Source organism: Rhizobium sp. 768_B6_N1_8, from assembly GCF_051811225.1.
Lineage (GTDB): Bacteria > Pseudomonadota > Alphaproteobacteria > Rhizobiales > Rhizobiaceae > Rhizobium.
Genome location: NZ_JBPWPV010000002.1, coordinates 1,092,330 through 1,110,379, shown reverse-complemented (window position 1 = coordinate 1,110,379; position 18,050 = coordinate 1,092,330). Strand labels below are relative to the sequence as shown.

General features: G+C 60.1%; 15 protein-coding genes. 5 read left to right on the top strand and 10 right to left on the bottom strand.

Annotated features, from left to right (window positions below; translation table 11 throughout):
* Window positions 1–61: 61 nt before the first annotated feature.
* Window positions 62–1,360 (top strand): alpha/beta fold hydrolase, encoded by a 1,299-nt coding sequence (locus AB8B33_RS29460; protein ID WP_439018076.1) that lies wholly within the window; start codon window positions 62–64, stop codon window positions 1,358–1,360.
* Between the two features lie 44 nt (window positions 1,361–1,404).
* On the opposite strand, the gene AB8B33_RS29455 is transcribed toward AB8B33_RS29460, so the two are convergent.
* The 5 genes from AB8B33_RS29455 to AB8B33_RS29435 form a co-directional block, all read right to left on the bottom strand.
* Window positions 1,405–2,502, bottom strand: coding sequence for an ABC transporter ATP-binding protein (locus AB8B33_RS29455; protein WP_439018075.1), 1,098 nt, complete (start codon window positions 2,500–2,502; stop codon window positions 1,405–1,407).
* Between the two features lie 10 nt (window positions 2,503–2,512).
* The gene (locus AB8B33_RS29450; protein WP_439018074.1) at window positions 2,513–4,444 is read right to left on the bottom strand and encodes a glycoside hydrolase family 127 protein; all 1,932 of its coding nucleotides are present in this window, start codon (window positions 4,442–4,444) and stop codon (window positions 2,513–2,515) included.
* A gap of 29 nt (window positions 4,445–4,473) precedes the next feature.
* Window positions 4,474–5,322: a carbohydrate ABC transporter permease gene (locus AB8B33_RS29445; RefSeq protein ID WP_439018885.1), complete on the bottom strand. Its 849-nt coding sequence runs from the start codon at window positions 5,320–5,322 to the stop codon at window positions 4,474–4,476.
* Window positions 5,323–5,342: 20 nt separating this feature from the next.
* Entirely contained in the window at window positions 5,343–6,269 is a 927-nt protein-coding gene (locus AB8B33_RS29440; protein WP_439018073.1) for a carbohydrate ABC transporter permease, read from the bottom strand.
* A 76-nt stretch (window positions 6,270–6,345) separates the two neighbouring features.
* The gene (locus tag AB8B33_RS29435) at window positions 6,346–7,590 is read right to left on the bottom strand and encodes an ABC transporter substrate-binding protein (RefSeq protein WP_439018072.1); all 1,245 of its coding nucleotides are present in this window, start codon (window positions 7,588–7,590) and stop codon (window positions 6,346–6,348) included.
* A 180-nt stretch (window positions 7,591–7,770) separates the two neighbouring features.
* Between AB8B33_RS29435 and AB8B33_RS29430 the strand changes: the two genes are divergently transcribed.
* Complete coding sequence (locus AB8B33_RS29430) at window positions 7,771–8,784, top strand: LacI family DNA-binding transcriptional regulator (protein WP_439018071.1); 1,014 nt, start codon at window positions 7,771–7,773, stop codon at window positions 8,782–8,784.
* Window positions 8,785–8,803: 19 nt separating this feature from the next.
* Here the strand turns inward: AB8B33_RS29430 and AB8B33_RS29425 are convergent, their stop codons facing one another.
* Entirely contained in the window at window positions 8,804–9,994 is a 1,191-nt protein-coding gene (locus tag AB8B33_RS29425) for an MFS transporter (RefSeq protein ID WP_439018070.1), read from the bottom strand.
* Between the two features lie 259 nt (window positions 9,995–10,253).
* Here AB8B33_RS29425 and AB8B33_RS29420 point away from each other — a divergent pair, with 259 nt between their 5' ends.
* Entirely contained in the window at window positions 10,254–10,667 is a 414-nt protein-coding gene (locus AB8B33_RS29420; protein ID WP_113320356.1) for a cupin domain-containing protein, read from the top strand.
* 104 nt (window positions 10,668–10,771) lie between these two features.
* Here the strand turns inward: AB8B33_RS29420 and AB8B33_RS29415 are convergent, their stop codons facing one another.
* Entirely contained in the window at window positions 10,772–11,347 is a 576-nt protein-coding gene (locus AB8B33_RS29415) for a helix-turn-helix transcriptional regulator (protein ID WP_439018069.1), read from the bottom strand.
* Between AB8B33_RS29415 and AB8B33_RS29410 the strand changes: the two genes are divergently transcribed.
* Window positions 11,330–11,842: a hypothetical protein gene (locus AB8B33_RS29410; RefSeq protein ID WP_439018068.1), complete on the top strand. Its 513-nt coding sequence runs from the start codon at window positions 11,330–11,332 to the stop codon at window positions 11,840–11,842. The genes AB8B33_RS29415 and AB8B33_RS29410 overlap by 18 nt on opposite strands.
* A gap of 505 nt (window positions 11,843–12,347) precedes the next feature.
* A complete protein-coding gene (locus AB8B33_RS29405) occupies window positions 12,348–14,576 on the top strand; it encodes a methyl-accepting chemotaxis protein (RefSeq protein ID WP_439018067.1) in 2,229 nt (742 codons plus the stop codon).
* Between the two features lie 75 nt (window positions 14,577–14,651).
* On the opposite strand, the gene AB8B33_RS29400 is transcribed toward AB8B33_RS29405, so the two are convergent.
* From AB8B33_RS29400 to AB8B33_RS29390, 3 genes are all read right to left on the bottom strand, one after another.
* Window positions 14,652–15,722: an ABC transporter ATP-binding protein gene (locus AB8B33_RS29400; protein WP_439018065.1), complete on the bottom strand. Its 1,071-nt coding sequence runs from the start codon at window positions 15,720–15,722 to the stop codon at window positions 14,652–14,654.
* Window positions 15,723–15,792: 70 nt separating this feature from the next.
* On the bottom strand, window positions 15,793–17,094 hold the full coding sequence (locus tag AB8B33_RS29395) for a D-tagatose-bisphosphate aldolase, class II, non-catalytic subunit (RefSeq protein ID WP_439018064.1): 1,302 nt from the start codon (window positions 17,092–17,094) through the stop codon (window positions 15,793–15,795).
* Entirely contained in the window at window positions 17,091–18,047 is a 957-nt protein-coding gene (locus AB8B33_RS29390; RefSeq protein ID WP_439018063.1) for an SIS domain-containing protein, read from the bottom strand. The genes AB8B33_RS29395 and AB8B33_RS29390 overlap by 4 nt, the downstream gene beginning before the upstream one ends.
* Window positions 18,048–18,050: the final 3 nt, after the last annotated feature.

Genomic DNA, 18,050 nt, shown 5'->3' with positions numbered 1-18,050 from the left:
TTGATTCCAGCATAGGGCAATTGTAGGCAGTGTGTCGACAAACATTCCACAGGATTTGATCATGCTCGTCAGCGAATATACGATCCCCGGCGTTCATGTCTGCGACCATCTCGTCGACGTGCCGCTCGACTGGAAAAATCCGGATGGCGCTTCTATCAAGGTCTTCGCGCGCGAGGTCTGTGATCCCGCACGTAAGCAGGAAAAGCTACCTGTCCTGCTCTTCCTGCAGGGTGGCCCGGGCGGCAAGTCGCCACGGCCGGTCGGCGGCGGTCCGCCCTGGCTCGGCGAGGCGCTCAAGAACTACCGCGTCGTGCTGCTCGATCAGCGCGGTACGGGCAGAAGCACCCGCATCGAGAGCGCCACCATGGCTGCCTTTGCGGACGGGAGGGCCGGAGCCGATTATCTCAGCCATTTTCGGGCTGACAGCATCATTGCCGATTGCGAGCATCTCCGGAAGACCGTGTTCGGCGGCGCGCGCTGGGAGACGCTTGGTCAGAGCTATGGCGGCTTCCTGACGCTGACTTATCTGTCGCAGGCGCCGGAGGGGCTGGCTGCCTGCTATGTCACGGGCGGGCTGGCTGGGCTCTCGGCAACGGCAGATGAGGTTTATCGCCGCACCTATCCGCGTGTTGCTGCCAAGAACCGGGAATATTACCGGCGCTATCCCGCCGATCGCGATCGCATTGCCCGGATCGCCGCGCGCATTGCCGCCGATGATGTCCGTCTGCCTGATGGGGATCGCCTGACAGTTCGCCGGCTGCAGACCATCGGCATCGATTTCGGCATGGCGCCCGGCTATGAAAACGTGCACTGGCTGGTGGATGAAGCCTTCTCCGATCCGGAGGAAATGCGCTTTTCCGATGCCTTCTTGGCTTCGGTCATGTCGCTGACCTCCTATGACGGAAACCCGATGTTCGCCGTGCTGCAGGAAAGCATCTACGGGCAGGGCAAGGGTGCGACCGGCTGGGCTGCGGAGCGTATCCGGTCGGAATTCGCCGAATTCGGCGAAGAGAGCCGGCCGCTCTATCTGACCGGCGAGATGATGTATCCGTGGATGTTCGAGGAAATCCGCTCGCTGCGGCCGTTCCGCGATGCGGTGGAAGCGCTGGCGCGCTACGACGGGTTCGAACCGCTCTACGATCCAGTCCGGCTGGCATCAGGCGAGATCCCTGTCGCCGCAGCAGTCTATTTCGATGACATGTATGTCGATGCCGATCTGTCACTCGCCACCGCGCGTGACGTTGGCAATGTCCAGACCTGGGTGACGAACGAATTCGAACACGACGGCGTGCGCCAGTCAGCCGCTGTCTTCACGCGGCTGCGGCAGATGGTGCGTGATCGCGGCGGCCCCCTCGGTTAATCCGAGGGGTTTCCGCCGTTGGTATGTCTGTGCGTACGCCGACGTCAGGCCGAAAGCGACCTGCCGCCGACGGGATCGAAGAGATGCATGCGATTCATGTTAAAGGAGAGCGGCATTTTCGTGCGTGGGCGCGGGTCGCTCTCAGGATCGACATTGGCGCACATGCTGACCGAGCCGATATCGAAATAGATCATCGTTTCCGGCCCCAGCGGCTCTACCAGATCGACATTTGCCTCGATGGTTTCAAAGCCGGGTTTCGGCGTCAGGCTCGATATCGATTCCGGCCGGATTCCGAAGATGACCGGCTTGCCGGCATGCGCCTGATATTCCTGAAACCGGGTCGCTGGAACGGCAAGCCGGCTGCCGTCTTCGAGGATGACGACGAGCCCATCTCCCTCGGCTTCAAGCATCGCAATGAGGAAATTCATCGACGGCGAGCCGATAAAGCCGGCCACGAACTGGCTGACAGGATGATGGTAGAGTTCCTGCGGCGGCCCGGCCTGTTCGATGATGCCGCCATTCATGACGACGACGCGATCAGCCATAGTCATGGCCTCGACCTGGTCGTGGGTGACATAGACTGTCGTGGTCGGCAGCAACTGGTGCAGGCGCTTGATCTCGGTGCGCATCTGCACACGCAGCTTGGCATCGAGATTGGACAGCGGCTCGTCGAACAGGAAGACCTTGGGATTGCGCACGATGGCGCGACCCATGGCGACGCGCTGGCGCTGGCCGCCCGAGAGCTGGCCGGGGCGCCGCGACAGGAGTTCGGTAATATGCAGCGTCTCGGCCGCACGGCTGATGCGCTCGTCGATCTCCGCCTTCGGCAGCTTCTGCTGTTCGAGGCAGAAAGAGATGTTCTCGCGCACGCTCATATGCGGATAAAGGGCGTAGTTCTGGAACACCATGGCAATGTCGCGCTTGCCGGGGCCAAGCCGGTTGACGACCTGATCGCCGATGACGATATCGCCGCCGGTGATGTGTTCCAGTCCGGCAATCATGCGCAGCGTCGTCGATTTGCCGCAACCGGAGGGGCCGACAAAGACGACGAATTCGTTGTCCTCGATATCAAGGTTGATGCCGCGCACGGCTTCGTAGATGCCGTAGGATTTGACCACGTTGCGCAGTTCAAGGCGTGCCATTGTGATCTCCCTACTTTTCGTGCAGCCAGACGGCCATTGCGCCCGGCTCTCGGTTTGCCCAGAGATGGTAGGGGATTGCCCTGAACCGTCGCGGCTTCAGCGCCGGCGGCTCGGTGCGATAGAGCGTCTCCTGCCATCCGGATGCATCGGCTTCCAGCGCATCGCCTTCGAGCACGGTGGCGCCGCCGAGAAGCGTTTCGTCGAAACTTGCTGCAATCTCGCCCTGCGAGGGCAGCCTTAGCCGCTGCGGCTCCGTGCCGAGGTCGGCTTCCTCCACGCAGAAAATCACCGGCCCGCGCCGCAGCGCAAAGCGGCCATTGTCCTCCGTTGCCGCCGGATGGGCATAGAGGCGATCGACCGGCATGTCGAAGGCGAGCCGAACCTCGTCGCCATCCTTCCATTCACGTTCGATGGCCGTATAACCCTTGATGATATCCAGCTTGATTGCTTCGCCGTTGACGGAGGCCTTGGCATCGCGGCACCAGCCGGGAATGCGCAGGCGTAGCGTGAAACGCTTCGGCTGATCGAGGCCGAGCGAAATCCCGATATCGCCATTCCAGGGATATTCGGTCTTCTGCTTCAGACGCAGGAAGGAATTGCCGACCGTAAGCTCCGCGGCATTTTCGCCGTAGAGGTGGACAGCAACCTCATCGGTCTTGCTCGAATAGAAATATTGACCGAGCGAAGTGATGAAACGGGCGATATTGGTCGGGCAGCAGGGGCAGTAGTGCCATTTCCAGCGGCGGTTCTGACCGTGGCTTTCGAGCACATTCTCATAGAAATAATGTTCGCCGTCGCGGGAGATACCGGAAAGCGCGCCATTGTAGAGCACGGTTTCGAGCTTGTCGGTGAATTTGCTGTCGAGTTCGATCTGCGCCATGCGGTGGCTGAAGAAGCCGAGCGCCACGGCGGCGCAGGTCTCGGCATAGGCCGTCTCGTTCGGCAGGTCGTATTCCCTAGTGAAGCCTTCGTTCGAGGCCGAGGGCCCGAGGCCGCCGGTGACATAGAGCTGTCGTCCCACCAGATTGTTGAAGAGCCGGTCGCAGGCGCTCTTCAGGCCCTCGTCATCATTCTCGAACGCAAGATCGGCCATCGCCGAGAACAGATACATGGCACGCACTGCGTGACCCACGACCTGCGTCTGTTCACGCACCGGCATGTGTGCCTGGCTGTAGGCATAGGTCTGGAAGACATAGCTGGTCGGGTCCTCGCCGCGCTTGCGCGCCTCTTCATCATAGTAAGAGGGCATCTGGCCGCGTTCGTCGACGAAATAGGTGGCGAGATCAAGGTGGCGGGGATCCTTGGTGACGCGGTAGAGCTTGACCAACGCCAGCTCGATTTCCTCATGCGCGTCGTAGCCGCGCAGCTTGCCCGGCTCACGGCCGAACGTGTCGATGATATGATCGACGGCACGGATCATCACGTCGAGGAAGCGGCGTTTGCCGGTCGCTTCGAAATAGGCGACCGCACCTTCCAGCAGATGGCCCATCGAATACATTTCATGCGAGTCGCGCAGATTGGTCCAACGCTTCTCCGGCTCGCGGCGGATGAACCAGCTGTTGAGGTAGCCGTCAGTCATCTGGCCATGTTCGAGCTTCTCGACAATCGCGTCGATCTTGGCCTCGATGTCCGGATTCGGATTGTTCTTCAGCGTGTAGCTCGCGGCCTCGATCCACTTGCCGAAATCGGAATCGAAGAAATGCTGCATCGACAGGCCACTTGGCTGGATCGGCCGCGCCAGCGGGCCGGCCGGCTTGTCGAAATCGAGCACTTCGAGGAAGCCTTCTTCATCCAGCCGCATATGCTGGGTGGGGATGGTCACGTCGCGGACGGTTTCCGTCCAGCTCTTCCAGAAGCCGCCATTGAAAGCGACGCGGGTATGGTCGGCCGGCACGTAGCGGTCGATCGGGGATCGTGACTGTGATTTCTGGGCGATGGGCATGGGAACTCCTTGAGCGGACGGGCCGCTTCTCATTTCACGGCGCCGGCCGTCAGGCCGCGCACATAATAGCGTTGCAGAAGAAGGAAGAGGATGATGCAGGGGATCATGGTCACCACGATACCGGCCTGCAGTGCCCCCCAGTCGATGATGCCATAAAGGCCCGAGGACACGTTCACCAGCATGATCGGCAGCGTGAACTTGTTCTGGTCCGACAGGAAGATGAGCGCGGCCAGGAACTCGTTCCACGAATTGAGGAAGGCGAACATCGCCACCGTCGCCACGCCGGGCAGCGCAATCGGCAGCATGATGCGGCGCAGGATCGTTGCCTGCGAGGCGCCATCGATGCGCGCCGCCTCGATCAGCGCCTTCGGCACGGCATCAAAGGCATTGCGCATCATGAAAACGGAGAAGGGGAGCTGGAAGGTGACGTAGATGAGCACCAGGCCGAAGAGGTTGTTCTGCAGCCCGAGAAGCTTCAGGATCAGGAACAACGGTGTTAGGATCGACTGGAACGGGATCATCATCGTCGCCATGATCAGCACGAAGAGGATCGACTGGCCGGGAAACCGGAACTTGGAGAAGCCGTAGCCGGCCGGCACGGAGACGACCACCGTCAGCACAACCGTGCCGACGGCGATCATCACCGAATTGGCAGCGTACACATACCAGCCGGCACCGACATTCTCGAGCCGCCGGTAATTTTCCAGCGAGAAGGTCTTGGAAAACAGCGCAGCCGGGTTGGCGAGCGCCTCGGCAGCCGGCTTGAAGGAATTCGCCAGCGACCAGACGATCGGCATGATGAAGAAGATCGCCAACAGGATCGATGCCACCAGGAAGAGCAGGTAGCCCGTCTGGCCGCCTCGCGGATTGGTGTTCATCTTGGATGGGGTCACGGTCATTAGCCTTCCTCCGGGCGCTCGCGCAGCAGCACGAATTGAATGGCGCTGATGGCGACCAGCACGATCAGCAGCGCGAAGGAGAGCGCCGAACCGTAGCCGAGCCGATAGGATGAGAAGGACGCCAGGTAGATGGAAAATACCGCCGAGATCGTGCTGTTTTCCGGCCCACCCTGGGTGATGATGAAGAATTGGTCGAAGGCGAGCATCGAGGAGGTGACATTGAGGACCAGAGCCAGCACCAGCGAATTGCGCATCAGCGGCAGCGTAATACGGCGGAACCGGCTGAAGACGCTGGCGCCGTCGATCTTGGCGGCCTCGATGACATCGTTGGAAATGCCCTGCAGGCCGGTCAGCAGGATGACCATCGTGAAGCCTGAGGTTTTCCAGACGACCATCAGGATGATCACGGCCATCGCTGGCCAGAAGCTTTCGAGCGGGCGCGGTGCCGAGCTGATGAGACCTATGCCACGCAGAACCTGAGCGAAGACGCCGCTGTCAGGATTGAGCAGCCACATCCAGAGTGTGGAGGCCGCGCCGAAACCGATGACGACAGGCATGAAGAAGATGGTGCGGAAAAAGCCGGCCGAGCGCAGTGGGCGATCGACGAGCAGTGCCAAGGGAAAGGCAACGGCGAAGATCGCGGCCGTCACCAGCACGGTATAGAGCATCGTGAAGCCCAGCGAATGCCAGAGCTGCATGTCGCCCAGCAGTTCGCCGTAGTTGGCAAGACCGATGAATTTCTTCCGGCCTAGCAGCGGCCAGTTGTAGAAGCTCATCCATATCGTCATGGCGAGCGGAACGAGAAACAGCACCAGGATGAACAGAAAGCCGGGCAGGATGAAGGCCAGCCCTAGCCAGCCCTTCGGCTCCGGCTCTCCGGAGATCGGCTGTTTTATGTGTGTTGTCGGCGTGTCGACCACTGTCATTCCTCGAAGATTTCAAAACCGCGCGTCGGCATCCGCGGAAGGAGCGGGGCGGGAGGCCGCCCCGCTTGAGATGCGATTACGGATTGGTGCGATCGAGGATCTTGGTGAAGTCGTCCTGCGCCTTCTTGATCGAGCCGTCGACATCATCGCCGAAAATCGTGCCCTGGATCAGGTTGAGGAACGGGCCGGTGCGGCTGACGAACAACTCATCCGAGGAGAAGGTATAGGGCGTGCGCGCCTTTGCCAGGATATCGTAGGCGATCAGATTGCGTGGGTCGAACTTGGCATAGGCTTCCTTGGCAAGATCCGTGCGCGACGGCATGCCGGATTCCTGGGTAATGTAGACCTGCTGCTCGGGCTCCATGTAGAATTTCACGAAGTCGAGCGCGACCTTCTTCTTCTCCTCACTGATGCCCTTGATGAGGGCAACCGTATCGCCGCCGGCAAAGCTCGATGCGCCGCCCTTAGGACCAGGGATCGGGGCAACCGCGAACTTGACGTCGGGATATTTGCTGGTCAGCAGGTTGACGATGTAGGAGCCGGTCATGAGGATGCCGACCTTGCCGGAGGCGAAGGCTTCGACGGCGTTATTGCCGTTGCCTGAACGGGAGGTTGGATGAATGGCGCCTTCCTTCCACATGTCGCGATAGGCAGCAATGGTGTCGCGCAGCGCCGGCGTGTCAACGGTCGCCGTGCGGCCGTCATCGGAGAGCACGTCGCCATTGGCCGCCCACAGATGCGGCAGGAAGTCGTAGATCAGCCAGCTGCCGGAATTGGCGACGAAGTAGAAGCCGTAGGTTTCCTTGTCGAGCGCATGGATCTTCTTGGCGTCGGCGGCAATCTCATCGAGCGAGGCCGGAGCCTTGTTCGGGTCAAGGCCGGCCTTCTTGAAGAGGTCGGTGTTGTAAGCGATGATCGAGGCATCCGGCAGCGCCGGCACGCCGTAGACCTTTCCGTCATAAGTGGCAAGGCGGATGTGCGACGGGCTGAGTGCTGCCGAATAGGGCAGACCCTTGACGAAGTCGCTGATGTCCTCAAGGCTGTCATTGGCTGCAAAGGTCGGCAGGTAGATCAGATCAAGGACCGCCCCATCAGGCGCTGCGCCGCCGGCGATTGCGGCGCCGAGCTTCGGCACCATCTGCTCGGCGGTGATCTGGGTCACGTTAACCTTGTCGGAATGCGAAGCATTGTACTTTTCGGCCAGGCCCTGAAGCACGGCACCCGAAGATGTGCGCACCCATAGCGTGATTTCTTCGGCGCTGGCGAGAGAAGAGCTCGCCAGCAACGCAACAGCGGCAATCGTGGTTTTCAAATGTAACATATGGGTTCCCCTTCTCTTATGCGAGGCTCCTCTGCCTCAAGACGAAGATGACGTTAACGGAGAAAATTTTTCATGTCGACAGTCTGTATGCATCAAAAGACCATCTTTCTGTTAAAACCTTTTAGCAGCTAAATTTTTTCTGCTAAAAGGTTTTAACAAGCCAATTGAACAGGTGCGAATTTGAAGGAATCTGGTGGCAGCCGACATACGATCCGTGACGTTGCGAAGGCTGCGGGGGTCAGTATTTCGACGGCGTCGAACGCGCTGAATGGCACTGGGCGAACCAATGCCGAGACCCGTGAAAAGGTGCGACGGATCGCCGAGGAGATCGGATTTCGACCGAACGCGCTCGCGCGTGGGTTGTTGACCAAGCGCAGCCATGCGATCGGCATGCTGACCAACGATACATACGGGCGTCTGACGCTACCGATGGCGAGCGGCGTATCGGAAGTGCTTGTTGACCATGGCGTCTCCCTTTTCCTTTGCGCCACCAACAATGATCCAAGGCTGGCAAGACTGCATCTCGAAGCGCTGCGCGACCGGCAGGTCGACGGCATCATCTTCACCGCGACGCGCATTGATCTGGAACCACCGCCGGAACTGACCCAATTGGGCATTCCAGTCGTCTATGTCTTCGCGCAGGGACCCGCGGACAGCGTCAGCTTTCATCCCGATGACGCTCAAGGTGCGCGGCTTGCGGTTGAACATCTCCAGAGCCTCGGCCGCTCCCGCATCCTGCACATTACCGGTGAGCAGAACTATCGCGCCGCCTGTATTCGCGCCGAGGCCTATCGGGAGCTCGTTGGACAGACGGCCGAGGTCATGTTCGGTGACTGGTCGGAAGAATGGGGGCATGCGGCGATCGAGACGGTATTCTCGCGATCGGGGGCCAAACCGGATGCGATCTTCTGTGGCAGCGACGAGATCGCTCGCGGCGTCATCGATGCGCTGCGCGACAGAAGCGTCTCCATCCCCGGCGACGTTGCGGTCGTCGGGTTCGACAATTGGGAAGTCGTCTCACGGCAGACACGCCCGCCGCTCACGACCGTTGACATGGAACTCAAGGAACTCGGTCACCGCGCCGGGCTTGCGATCCTCGCTCTCTCGAAAGGTGAACCGATCCAACCTGGCGTCGAGAGATTGCCCTGTACGCTCGTCATTCGCCGGTCCGCCGGCCAGGGCGATCAATCTTGAGGCCGGCACGGCTGACCATTTATCCGCATGCGGCCTGACTGGCTTCGTCCTCGGTATCCTCCTTGTTGTCAACGGCGCGCGGCTTCAACGCCTTTGTCAAACAAAGGGCTGCGACGATGATCGGCAGGCAGACAAGGTAGGAAACTCTGATGCCGGCATGCTCGGCGACAAAGCCGAGAAGGGGCGGGGCCAGGAAGAATACGACGAAGGACATCTGCCCGAGAGCCGCGACATTGAGATGGGCTGGGCGATCAGTTCGCTGTGCCGCGGCAGACACGGCGAGCGGATAGACCGCGCTGCAGCCGCCGCCCATCAGCGCAAAACCGAACAGCGCGACATAGGGGTGTGGCGCAAGCCAGACTGCGCAAAGCCCGACCACCGCGAGAACCAGCAGAAACGTTGCGACGGCGCGCGCGCCAAATCGGTCGACTTGCGGATCGACGAATAGTCGGGCGACCGCCATGAAAAAGGTGAACAGCGTCAGCCCAAGGCCGCCGATAAAGGGTTCGACCGCGAAGGTGTCACGCATATAGATCGCCGACCAGTCGATACCTGCGCCTTCCACCAGAAAGGCGGCAATGCCGATCACGCAAAGTGGCATGAGCCCCCATGTCGGCAGCGCCATACTTGGGCCCTCCACATGCTCAACTCCGGCACGGGCCGGCGCATTCTCTATGCCCGAGATGACGACAATGCCGACGATCAAGACGAAAGTGAATGTCAGCGCAAGATGCAGATGCATTGGCACGCCCGCCTGACGAACGGCAGAGCCGAAAAGTGCGGTCAGGAAGAATCCAAGGCTCCAGAAGCCATGTGCCCTGTTCATCACGCCACGGCCGAGTTGGGCTTCGATGCGATCGATCTCGACATTGAGATTGATCTCCAGGGCGCCGGCCAGCAAGCCCTCACAGAAGAGGATGAAGAAAACCAGCCAGGCGGCATTGGCCCAGGGAATGGTTGCCAGTAGCGCGGACGTGCCGAGCACGGTCAGGAACGCCGTCTTACGCGCGCCGAAGCGCGCAATGAGCGGCGACGCGAATGTCAGGGAAATCAACGCACCGATCGCTGCGCCGATCAGCGTGAGGCCGAGTTCGGACTTGTTGACGCCCAGGGCGTCCTGTAGGTCGGGCAGGCGCGAAAGCAGTGCTCCCATCGAAACGGCGAAGAGAAAGAAGCAGACATAGATCCGGTGTTGCGGCTGGATATGCATTCGATCGCTCCGGGATGATCGGTTCGGGAGTTTGGTCTCAATCGCAGCGACGGCGAGAAAAGACAATTTCGAGTGGCATTTCCGAGATATATCTTGTTGACGCCAACCGCAACAACAACCTTAACTAGTTGTCGACACACTCGCGGACTGTGTCATCACAGCCGCAGGGCAGCGCGTTAAACCATCGTATATCTGACCTTTCCTCGTGCGTGGACTTACCTTGCCCAGGTCGTAGCGAGCCTCAGAGGAGAAAGATACGATGCTCAAGTCCATGACCACTGCCGCGCTGGCGCTGTCCCTTGCCGCAGCCCCGGCTTTCGCGGCTCAGAAGGCCCACAATGCCAAGATCACGGTCGTCTTCGACCATGAATTGCCAAATGTCCCGGGCAAAAGTATGCGCGGCGTCCTCGTTGAATACGGGCCGGGCGGGTATAATCCCGCGCATACCCATGCGAAGAGCGCTTTCATCTACGCGACGGTCATCGAGGGTGAAATCAAAAGCAAGGTGAACGACGGCAAGGAAAAGGTCTTCAAAACCGGTGAAAACTGGATCGAAGTACCCGGCGATCATCACTTGGTAAGTGCGAATGCCAGCAAGACGAAGCCGGCAAAAATTCTGGCCGTATTTGTCGTCGATACCAAGGAAACGGAGCTGACGACGCCCGATCCCTGATCGAGAAGTCGATGCGTTGAGCGGGAAGGGGATGTCCCTTCATCACCTTCCCGTATTTTCGGCCTTACAACGCCTCTCGTTATCACTTTGCGACGGAAACGGGATTAGGGCCGGCCGGGCCGCGCGGGAACGGACGCCATCAGTCGCGCAAATGCCGCTTGAGATCGCACACCCGTCTTGGACAGGAGCCTTGCTGTATGTGTTTTGACGGTGTTGGGAGACAGGGCAAGCATCCTCGCGGTCTCTGGAACCGAAAATCCGCAGCCGACAAGCACAGCCACCTTCGTTTCCGCGGCGGTTAGGCTGAAGATACTGCGAAGCTGCTCTGCCTGCCCGGTGGCGCGGCTTTCCGCATCGACGATCTGAAGAAGCACGCGGGCGCCGGAATCTGCCGAGTCCCAGGCGACGAAGGAATTTGGCGGTAGTGGAGTGACCTGCGCGAGGTAGGGAGGCAGGCCCGACGGTCGGAGAATCTGGACAGCGCCCGGCAATTGCGTGGCGGTTCCGCTTGCGATTTCGATGGCTTGCCGTATCGCATGAGCCAGAACCTTGGAGCTGCTGGAAATGCTTGGAAGCGCCGAGCGCTCATGTCTGTTGATCGAAAGGCCGTCGCCCCGTCTCAGGATGTCTTCTGCGGCGGAATTCAGCAGGACGATTTCGCCTTGGCCATCGAGCAGCATGGCCGCATCGGGCAGCGCCTGGAGCAGCCGCTGCAGAAGGCTGGCTTCTCGCCTGATGCTTCCGACATGAAGGGAAAGCTCTATCGAGCGGGAAAGATGCGGCGTCAATTGCAGGAGCTTCCGGGCCGCCTGGGCGTTTTCGGTGTCCTGGGCCTTGGAGAGAAAAAGCGCTACCCCGCCGATACCGCCGCGTTCGTGCAGGCTGGCGTGAGGAACGAAGAGCTGATTGTAGATATTTTGAGGCGCGCAGATGTCGGCATAGTATGCGGTGCGCCGAACGGCGGCATCATCGATGAGCTCATTGCCGATCGCTACCTGATCCGGCTGAACTTTCTCGAACGCCTTTGCATAGGGATTGCCGGCGTAATGTTGCAGATAGAGATCGTTCAGATCTTCGCGCATCCGGCCGGGGATCAGAAAACTGCTTTTTCCATCTGGGGCCTGATAGACAATATTGCCGGCTGTTGCTCCCACATAGTCAACAACCGCGCATAATGTGCTGGACCACAACTGTATGTTTACAGAAGCCCGATAGATGGCATCGACAATATCCGCATGCTCCATTTGACTGTCTTTCGATTGGTAAAGTCATATGAGCGGCCGAAGCCGAATATTAGTCTGGCCAAATCTTTTAGAGGAGAGACTGATACTTGAGCATCACCCGATTGGGTGACGACAGAAAACTCCGTGGCTTATCAAGAGATAAGGCCGAGTATCTGAAACCATCTGGTCGGTTCCTGCCATGAGACGCCGATTGGTCTGGCATGGAAGGCGATACGGCATGTCGCGTTGTCGATGCTCGTCCATCCCTCAGGTGTGGAGTTTCGAACTCGCCCAAGCGATGGAAATAGACACAATCTATGCGGGATAAGGCGCCGCTTGCTAGCGCTGTCGGCGATATGTGCCTACGGATTATGTCCATAATGTTGACCATTCAAAATTAAGTAAAAAACAAGTTTTCCTCTCAAGAATTAGGGTACTCGACGCATGAGAGGACGATATGAGCGAAGAACAGATTAAGCGGCCGATTTGGATCCGCATCACAGCCTACGGGTTCGCTGCGGTTTTGTTTGCGAGCGCAGCAATCGGTGGTCTTGCCTGGCATCGCCAGAGCGCGATGAGCGATCAATCGCTTCAGAAGGAGCTCTCGGCCGACCTGCACGTCATCCAGACCGATATGGATGCGCAGAAACGCGCTGCTGCCGGGCTTGCAGTAGCCCTTGCCGGTGAGCCCGAAACGGCCGATCTTATCGCCAAGAATGATCGGGCATCCATTCTTGCAAAATACACAGCCAGCCTGCCGGCGATCAAAGCGCAAGGCCTTCAGCTCATCACCTTCAGCAATGGCGATGGCCTCGCGGTCGCACGTATCCATACGCCTGACACCTTCGGCGACGATCTCAAGGGACGTCGCAAGATGATCGTTGCGGCGCTGACGCAGGGCAAACTGAACGCGGGCATCGAACCTGGGCGGACCGCCGTCAGCATGTTTGCCTCGGCCCCCGTTATCAAGGACGGCAAGACTGTCGGCGTCGTCGATGTCGGCACCTCGCTCACGAATGACTATTTTGCGCCGCTTGCAAAATCCGTCGATGCCGAAGTTGCGGTCCATATCCTGCAGGACGGGAAATTTGTGCCGCAGGCCTCGACCTTCGGAGACAAGACGATCCTCACCCAGGAACAGTTGCAGGCGGGTTTCAACGGCGACCGCGTCCGTGTCCATGCCGTTCTCGGCAACAGGGACTATGAAGTCACCGCCATTCCCTTCGAAGATTTCTCCGGTCGCAAGATCGGTGTCTTCGAAATCGGCTCCGATGTTACGGAAGTCGTCGAAGCATCGCAGCAGGCGTTCTGGATGGCTGGGATCGGCGCAGTCGTCGTCTCACTTATTTCACTGCTCGGTTTCCTCGTCTTTGCGCGTTCGATTGCGTCGGTCATGAAGAAGACGACCGGCACGATGGCGCGCCTGGCCGCAGGTGATATCAATGTCGAGGTCGAAGGTCAGGGCCGGCCTGACGAAATCGGCGCGATGGCCCGTGCCGTTCAGGTCTTCAAGCAGAACGCGATCGAGCGGGTTCGCCTCGAACAGGAGGCGGAAGCCAATCGCAGCTTGAGCGAAAGAGAACAGATCGAGCGCGAGAAGGAAAAGGCGAAGGACGCTGCCGATGTGCAGTTTGCCGTCGACAATCTCGCTGCCGGCCTGTCAAAGCTTGCCGAGGGCGATGTGTCCTACCGGATCGCGCAGCCCTTCGTGGCAAGGCTCGATGGCGTCCGCAGCGACTTCAATGACTCCGCCGACAAGCTGCAATCCGCGTTGAACCGGGTGTCGCAGAATGCCCGCGGCATCGACTCGGGAGCAAACGAGATCAAGTCGGCTGCCGACGATCTCGCCAAGCGCACCGAGCAGCAGGCGGCGGCTCTCGAAGAGACGGCTGCGGCTCTCGAAGAAATCACCACGACCGTCAAGGGTTCCAGCAAACGCGCCCAGGATGTCGGCCAGCTCGTGGCCCGTGCCAAAACCGGCGCCGAACATTCTGGTGAGGTGGTCCGAAAGGCCGTGCTCGCCATGGAGCAGATCTCCAAGTCTTCCGGTGAGATCGGCAATATCATCGGCGTGATCGACGACATCGCCTTCCAGACGAACCTGCTGGCGCTTAACGCCGGTGTTGAAGCAGCCCGAGCCGGCGAGGCCGGCAAGGGCTTTGCCGTCGTCGCGCAGGAAGTGCGTGAACTGGCGCAGCGCTCCGCAACGGCGGCCAGAGAGATCAAGGATCTGATCACGGCCTCGAATGCGCAGGTGCATGCAGGTGTGCAATTGGTCGACGATACCGGCAAGGCGCTTCAGGCGATCGTTTCGGAGGTTCAGGAAATCAACCGACATATCGCTGCGATCGTCGAAGCATCGCAGGAGCAGTCGTTGGGCCTCGACCAGATCAACACGGCCGTCAATCAGATGGACCAGGATACGCAGAAGAACGCTGCCATGGTCGAAGAGTCGACCGCTGCCAGCTACAATCTTGCGAAGGAGGTTGCATCGCTCAACCAGCTTCTCGCTCAGTTCAAGCTGAACGAAGCAGGCTATGCTTCGCATTCGGCGCCTGTTCGTAGCGCCGGGCGAAACGCTACGCCGGCGCCGTCTCCCGCCCGGACGCTCGGTCGCAAGATTGCCTCCGCATTCTCAGGAAATGCCGCACTGGATACCAAGGGCGGCAACTGGGAAGAGTTCTGAGGTCAGACCCGCAAAGCAAGACAAGGTGCGGCGATCATCGCCGCACCGTTTTCACTCGGTAGCATAAAGCAGCCGCTAGCCGATCGGCAGGCGCTTTTCGGTTTTGGCGTCGAAAAGATGCAGTTTGGTGAGATCCGGCATCATTCTGACGGTATCGCCGGCCTGCAGGGAAAGCCGGTCTCGCACCGTCGCCACCAGGGGATCCGATCCAAGCTTCGCGTTAATCTGGGTCTCCGCGCCCGTCGGTTCGATGACCGCTACCTCGGCGCTCACGCCGTCCTGGCTGACGATCAGATGCTCCGGACGGATGCCATAGACCACCTCCGCGCCGCGTGCTGCCGCAGCAGCCTCCGGCAGCGGCAGGTGCGCCCCTCCGTCGGCGATGAATTCGAGCGGTCCGGACGCGCTGATCCTGCCTTTGATGACATTCATGCCCGGCGAACCGATGAAGCCGGCGACGAAGAGATTGGCCGGCCGGTCGTAGAGATCGAGCGGTGAACCGATCTGCTCGACATAACCATCGCGCATGACGACGATCCGGTCGGCCATGGTCATGGCTTCGATCTGATCATGCGTCACATAGATGGTCGTCGTTTTCAGCCGCTGATGCAGCTGCTTGATCTCGGAGCGCATCTGCACGCGAAGCTTGGCATCGAGGTTGGACAGGGGCTCGTCGAAGAGGAAGACTTGCGGCTGGCGGACGATGGCGCGGCCCATGGCAACACGCTGACGCTGACCGCCGGAGAGATTTCTCGGATAGCGGTCGAGGAAATGTTCGAGGCCGAGGATCTGCGCCGCATCGCGGACACGCGCCTTGATCTGCTCCTTCGGCGCTTTCGCCAGTCGCAACGAAAATCCCATATTCGCTTCGACCGTCATATGCGGATAGAGCGCATATGACTGAAAGACCATGGCAATGTCGCGCCCCTTCGGGGCGACGTTGTTGACGACCTTGCTGCCGATCGAGACGTTGCCACCGGAGATTTCCTCAAGCCCTGCGATCATGCGCAGCAAGGTCGACTTGCCGCAGCCGGAAGGGCCGACAAGGATGACGAATTCTCCGTCGCGGATATCGATGTCGACCCCGTGCAATACTTCGAAGTGACCATAGTTCTTGCGGACATTTGCCACGTTTACGGACGCCATAACTGTCTCCGGCTGAAAATCTGATTTCGGATCTGCGCTCGCTCGGGCAGAGCGATATGTAGCGCCTCGCTTATCGAGGCGCTGTCGCGGTGGCGTAGGGAGCGAGCGCAGCATCAACAGCGGCAAGGCAGAGATCGCGGGCTTTCGGAGCGACACGCTTTTCGACCACATCAGGGTAGACGCGGGCGAGATGCTGGCTGATCAGCGTTTCCGGGATCTCGTCGGGCAACCGGGCGAGTAGTTCGTCGACTGCTGCAGCGGCACGTGCGTCGGGCCAGTAGTACCGGATACGGTCGCTGTAGCTGAAATGCCGCTGCAACCGCTGCTCATCAGCCGTACCGCCATAGTGGCCAGCCCAGTGGCTGGGCTCGGCGAGCATGATCTCTTCCATCGCCGCCGTGAGCCCGCTGCCTGGCCTGCCATCGCCAAGAATACCGGCGATCGCATCGAGGCCGTAGAGCGCCTCCCGCAATGCGAAGGTCAGGCCGGGGCCGACTTTCAGGATCGCAAACCCGCCGTCGACCAGAGCCGAGAGCGCGGCTGCCGGCTGGTAGTCGGTGGAATGAGCTTCGAAAAGCAGTCCCTTCATCCCATCGAGCGCAGAGATGAGCTTTTGCGCGCGCTCGGGCCTGTAGAGCGCGACATTAGCGTTGCCAAACTCGACTCCCGGCTGGACGACAATGGCGATAACGCGCTCCAAAGCTGGACTGACGCCCACTTCGGCAAATGCCCGACGGTGAACATCAAGCGTCCTCAGAGCTGCTTCCCGCCGCGTGATCTCCAACTCGTCCAGTGCATGGGTCGCACCGCCGGGCGGCGGCACCTCGGTGCCAATGACATAGACCGGCAGACGTCGACCGCTGCGACGGGCAGCCTCTTCGGCAGCTTTCGCCAGACGTGCCGCTCTTGCGGCGGTCAGTTCGTCGGCAAGCGCCAAGGGCTCGCCAGCACAGCCCATTGACGTGTCGAGATGCAGTTTTTCGAAACCGGCCTCGACATAAGCCGTCACCATAGCCTCAGCACGCGCCATCGCATCCTCGGCGTCGAGCTTTCGCCATGGGTTCGGGCCGAGATGGTCGCCCCCGAGAATGATGCGGTTTGCGAGAAAGTCGACCTCTGTCGCGATGCGCTCGATGAAGGCCCGGAAGTCCGCTGGCTTCATGCCCGTGTAACCGCCTTCCTGATTGACCTGATTGCAGGTCGCCTCGATGAGGACGACATCACCCCGCCGGGCCGCGTGTCGCAATGTCGCCTCGATGACCAGCGGATGAGCCGAGCATACAGATGTGATGCCGCGCGGCAGGGGCCGGGCCCTTTCGCCGAACAGTTTCGCCAGGGCGGTCTGGCGGTTTTGATCGATCACGGCGCTCATACGAGTGTGACGACCTTGGTAAGATGACGCGGCGAGACGGTATCAATCTGTCTTGCTTGCGCTGCGCGTTCGCCAAGGATCTGCAGCGCTGGCAGGACAACGAGACCGGCAAGCGGCAGATCGACATCGACAGTAAGCTCCAGATCGCCGGGGCCACCGATACCGATGACCACGGCGCCTTTCTCGCGCAACTCGCCAACGAGCTTGGCCTCGGCGTGTCTCTGGTCCGTGCTGTAGAGCATGATGGCAGCCGTCTTCTCGTCGACGAGGCTGATTGGCCCATGGCGGTATTCGAGCGGATGAAAGGCCTGCGTCATCAGCTGGCTCATTTCCATCAGCTTGAGCGCCCCTTCGAGCGCGATGCCGAAAAGGGGGCCGCCGCCGAGAAAAACGAAGTGCGAACGATCCTTGATAATGTCGGGCAGGGCGGAGTCGAGTTTATTCGCGAGCTGACGTGCCGATGCAACGGCCGAGGCAGGCACGGTCTGACCGATCAGCTGCAGGCTGAGCAACACCATGAGGCTTGCCGAAACTGTCATGACGATGCCTTCCTCGGGATGGGTCGGAGAGCAGATCAACTGGTCACAGTTCTTGGCGAGTGCGCTTTCGGGCTCGACGGTCACGGCGGTCACGAAGGCGCCGGCGGCGCGGCTTGCCTTCGCGGCGGCAACCGTTTCCGTCGTTTCACCGCTGCGCGAGAGCGCGACCACATGGGTCTTCTGCCATTCCGGCCAGAAGTAAGAAGGCCGGTTAAGCCATTCCGCTCCCGGGACGGCGATCGCCTTGCGCTTGAGGCTGTTGGCATAGGCGGCCAGAGACAAAGCGAGGTTGAAGGAGGTGCCACAGCCGACGAAGACGAGGAGGTCGTCCGCCTTGCCGCTTGCCGTATTCGAGCCGATGGCTTTTTCCCAATAGCGGAACTGCTCGAAGATTACCTTTTCGGTCGTGTTCATGAT

Coding starts and splice junctions, on each gene's coding strand:
- AB8B33_RS29460 (WP_439018076.1), top strand. CDS start 62: ATGCTCGTCAGCGAATATACGATCCCCGGCGTTCATGTCTGCGACCAT.
- AB8B33_RS29455 (WP_439018075.1), bottom strand. CDS start 2,502: ATGGCACGCCTTGAACTGCGCAACGTGGTCAAATCCTACGGCATCTAC.
- AB8B33_RS29450 (WP_439018074.1), bottom strand. CDS start 4,444: ATGCCCATCGCCCAGAAATCACAGTCACGATCCCCGATCGACCGCTAC.
- AB8B33_RS29445 (WP_439018885.1), bottom strand. CDS start 5,322: ATGAACACCAATCCGCGAGGCGGCCAGACGGGCTACCTGCTCTTCCTG.
- AB8B33_RS29440 (WP_439018073.1), bottom strand. CDS start 6,269: ATGACAGTGGTCGACACGCCGACAACACACATAAAACAGCCGATCTCC.
- AB8B33_RS29435 (WP_439018072.1), bottom strand. CDS start 7,590: ATGTTACATTTGAAAACCACGATTGCCGCTGTTGCGTTGCTGGCGAGC.
- AB8B33_RS29425 (WP_439018070.1), bottom strand. CDS start 9,994: ATGCATATCCAGCCGCAACACCGGATCTATGTCTGCTTCTTTCTCTTC.
- AB8B33_RS29420 (WP_113320356.1), top strand. CDS start 10,254: ATGCTCAAGTCCATGACCACTGCCGCGCTGGCGCTGTCCCTTGCCGCA.
- AB8B33_RS29415 (WP_439018069.1), bottom strand. CDS start 11,347: ATGCTGCTCGATGGCCAAGGCGAAATCGTCCTGCTGAATTCCGCCGCA.
- AB8B33_RS29405 (WP_439018067.1), top strand. CDS start 12,348: ATGAGCGAAGAACAGATTAAGCGGCCGATTTGGATCCGCATCACAGCC.
- AB8B33_RS29400 (WP_439018065.1), bottom strand. CDS start 15,722: ATGGCGTCCGTAAACGTGGCAAATGTCCGCAAGAACTATGGTCACTTC.
- AB8B33_RS29395 (WP_439018064.1), bottom strand. CDS start 17,094: ATGAGCGCCGTGATCGATCAAAACCGCCAGACCGCCCTGGCGAAACTG.
- AB8B33_RS29390 (WP_439018063.1), bottom strand. CDS start 18,047: ATGAACACGACCGAAAAGGTAATCTTCGAGCAGTTCCGCTATTGGGAA.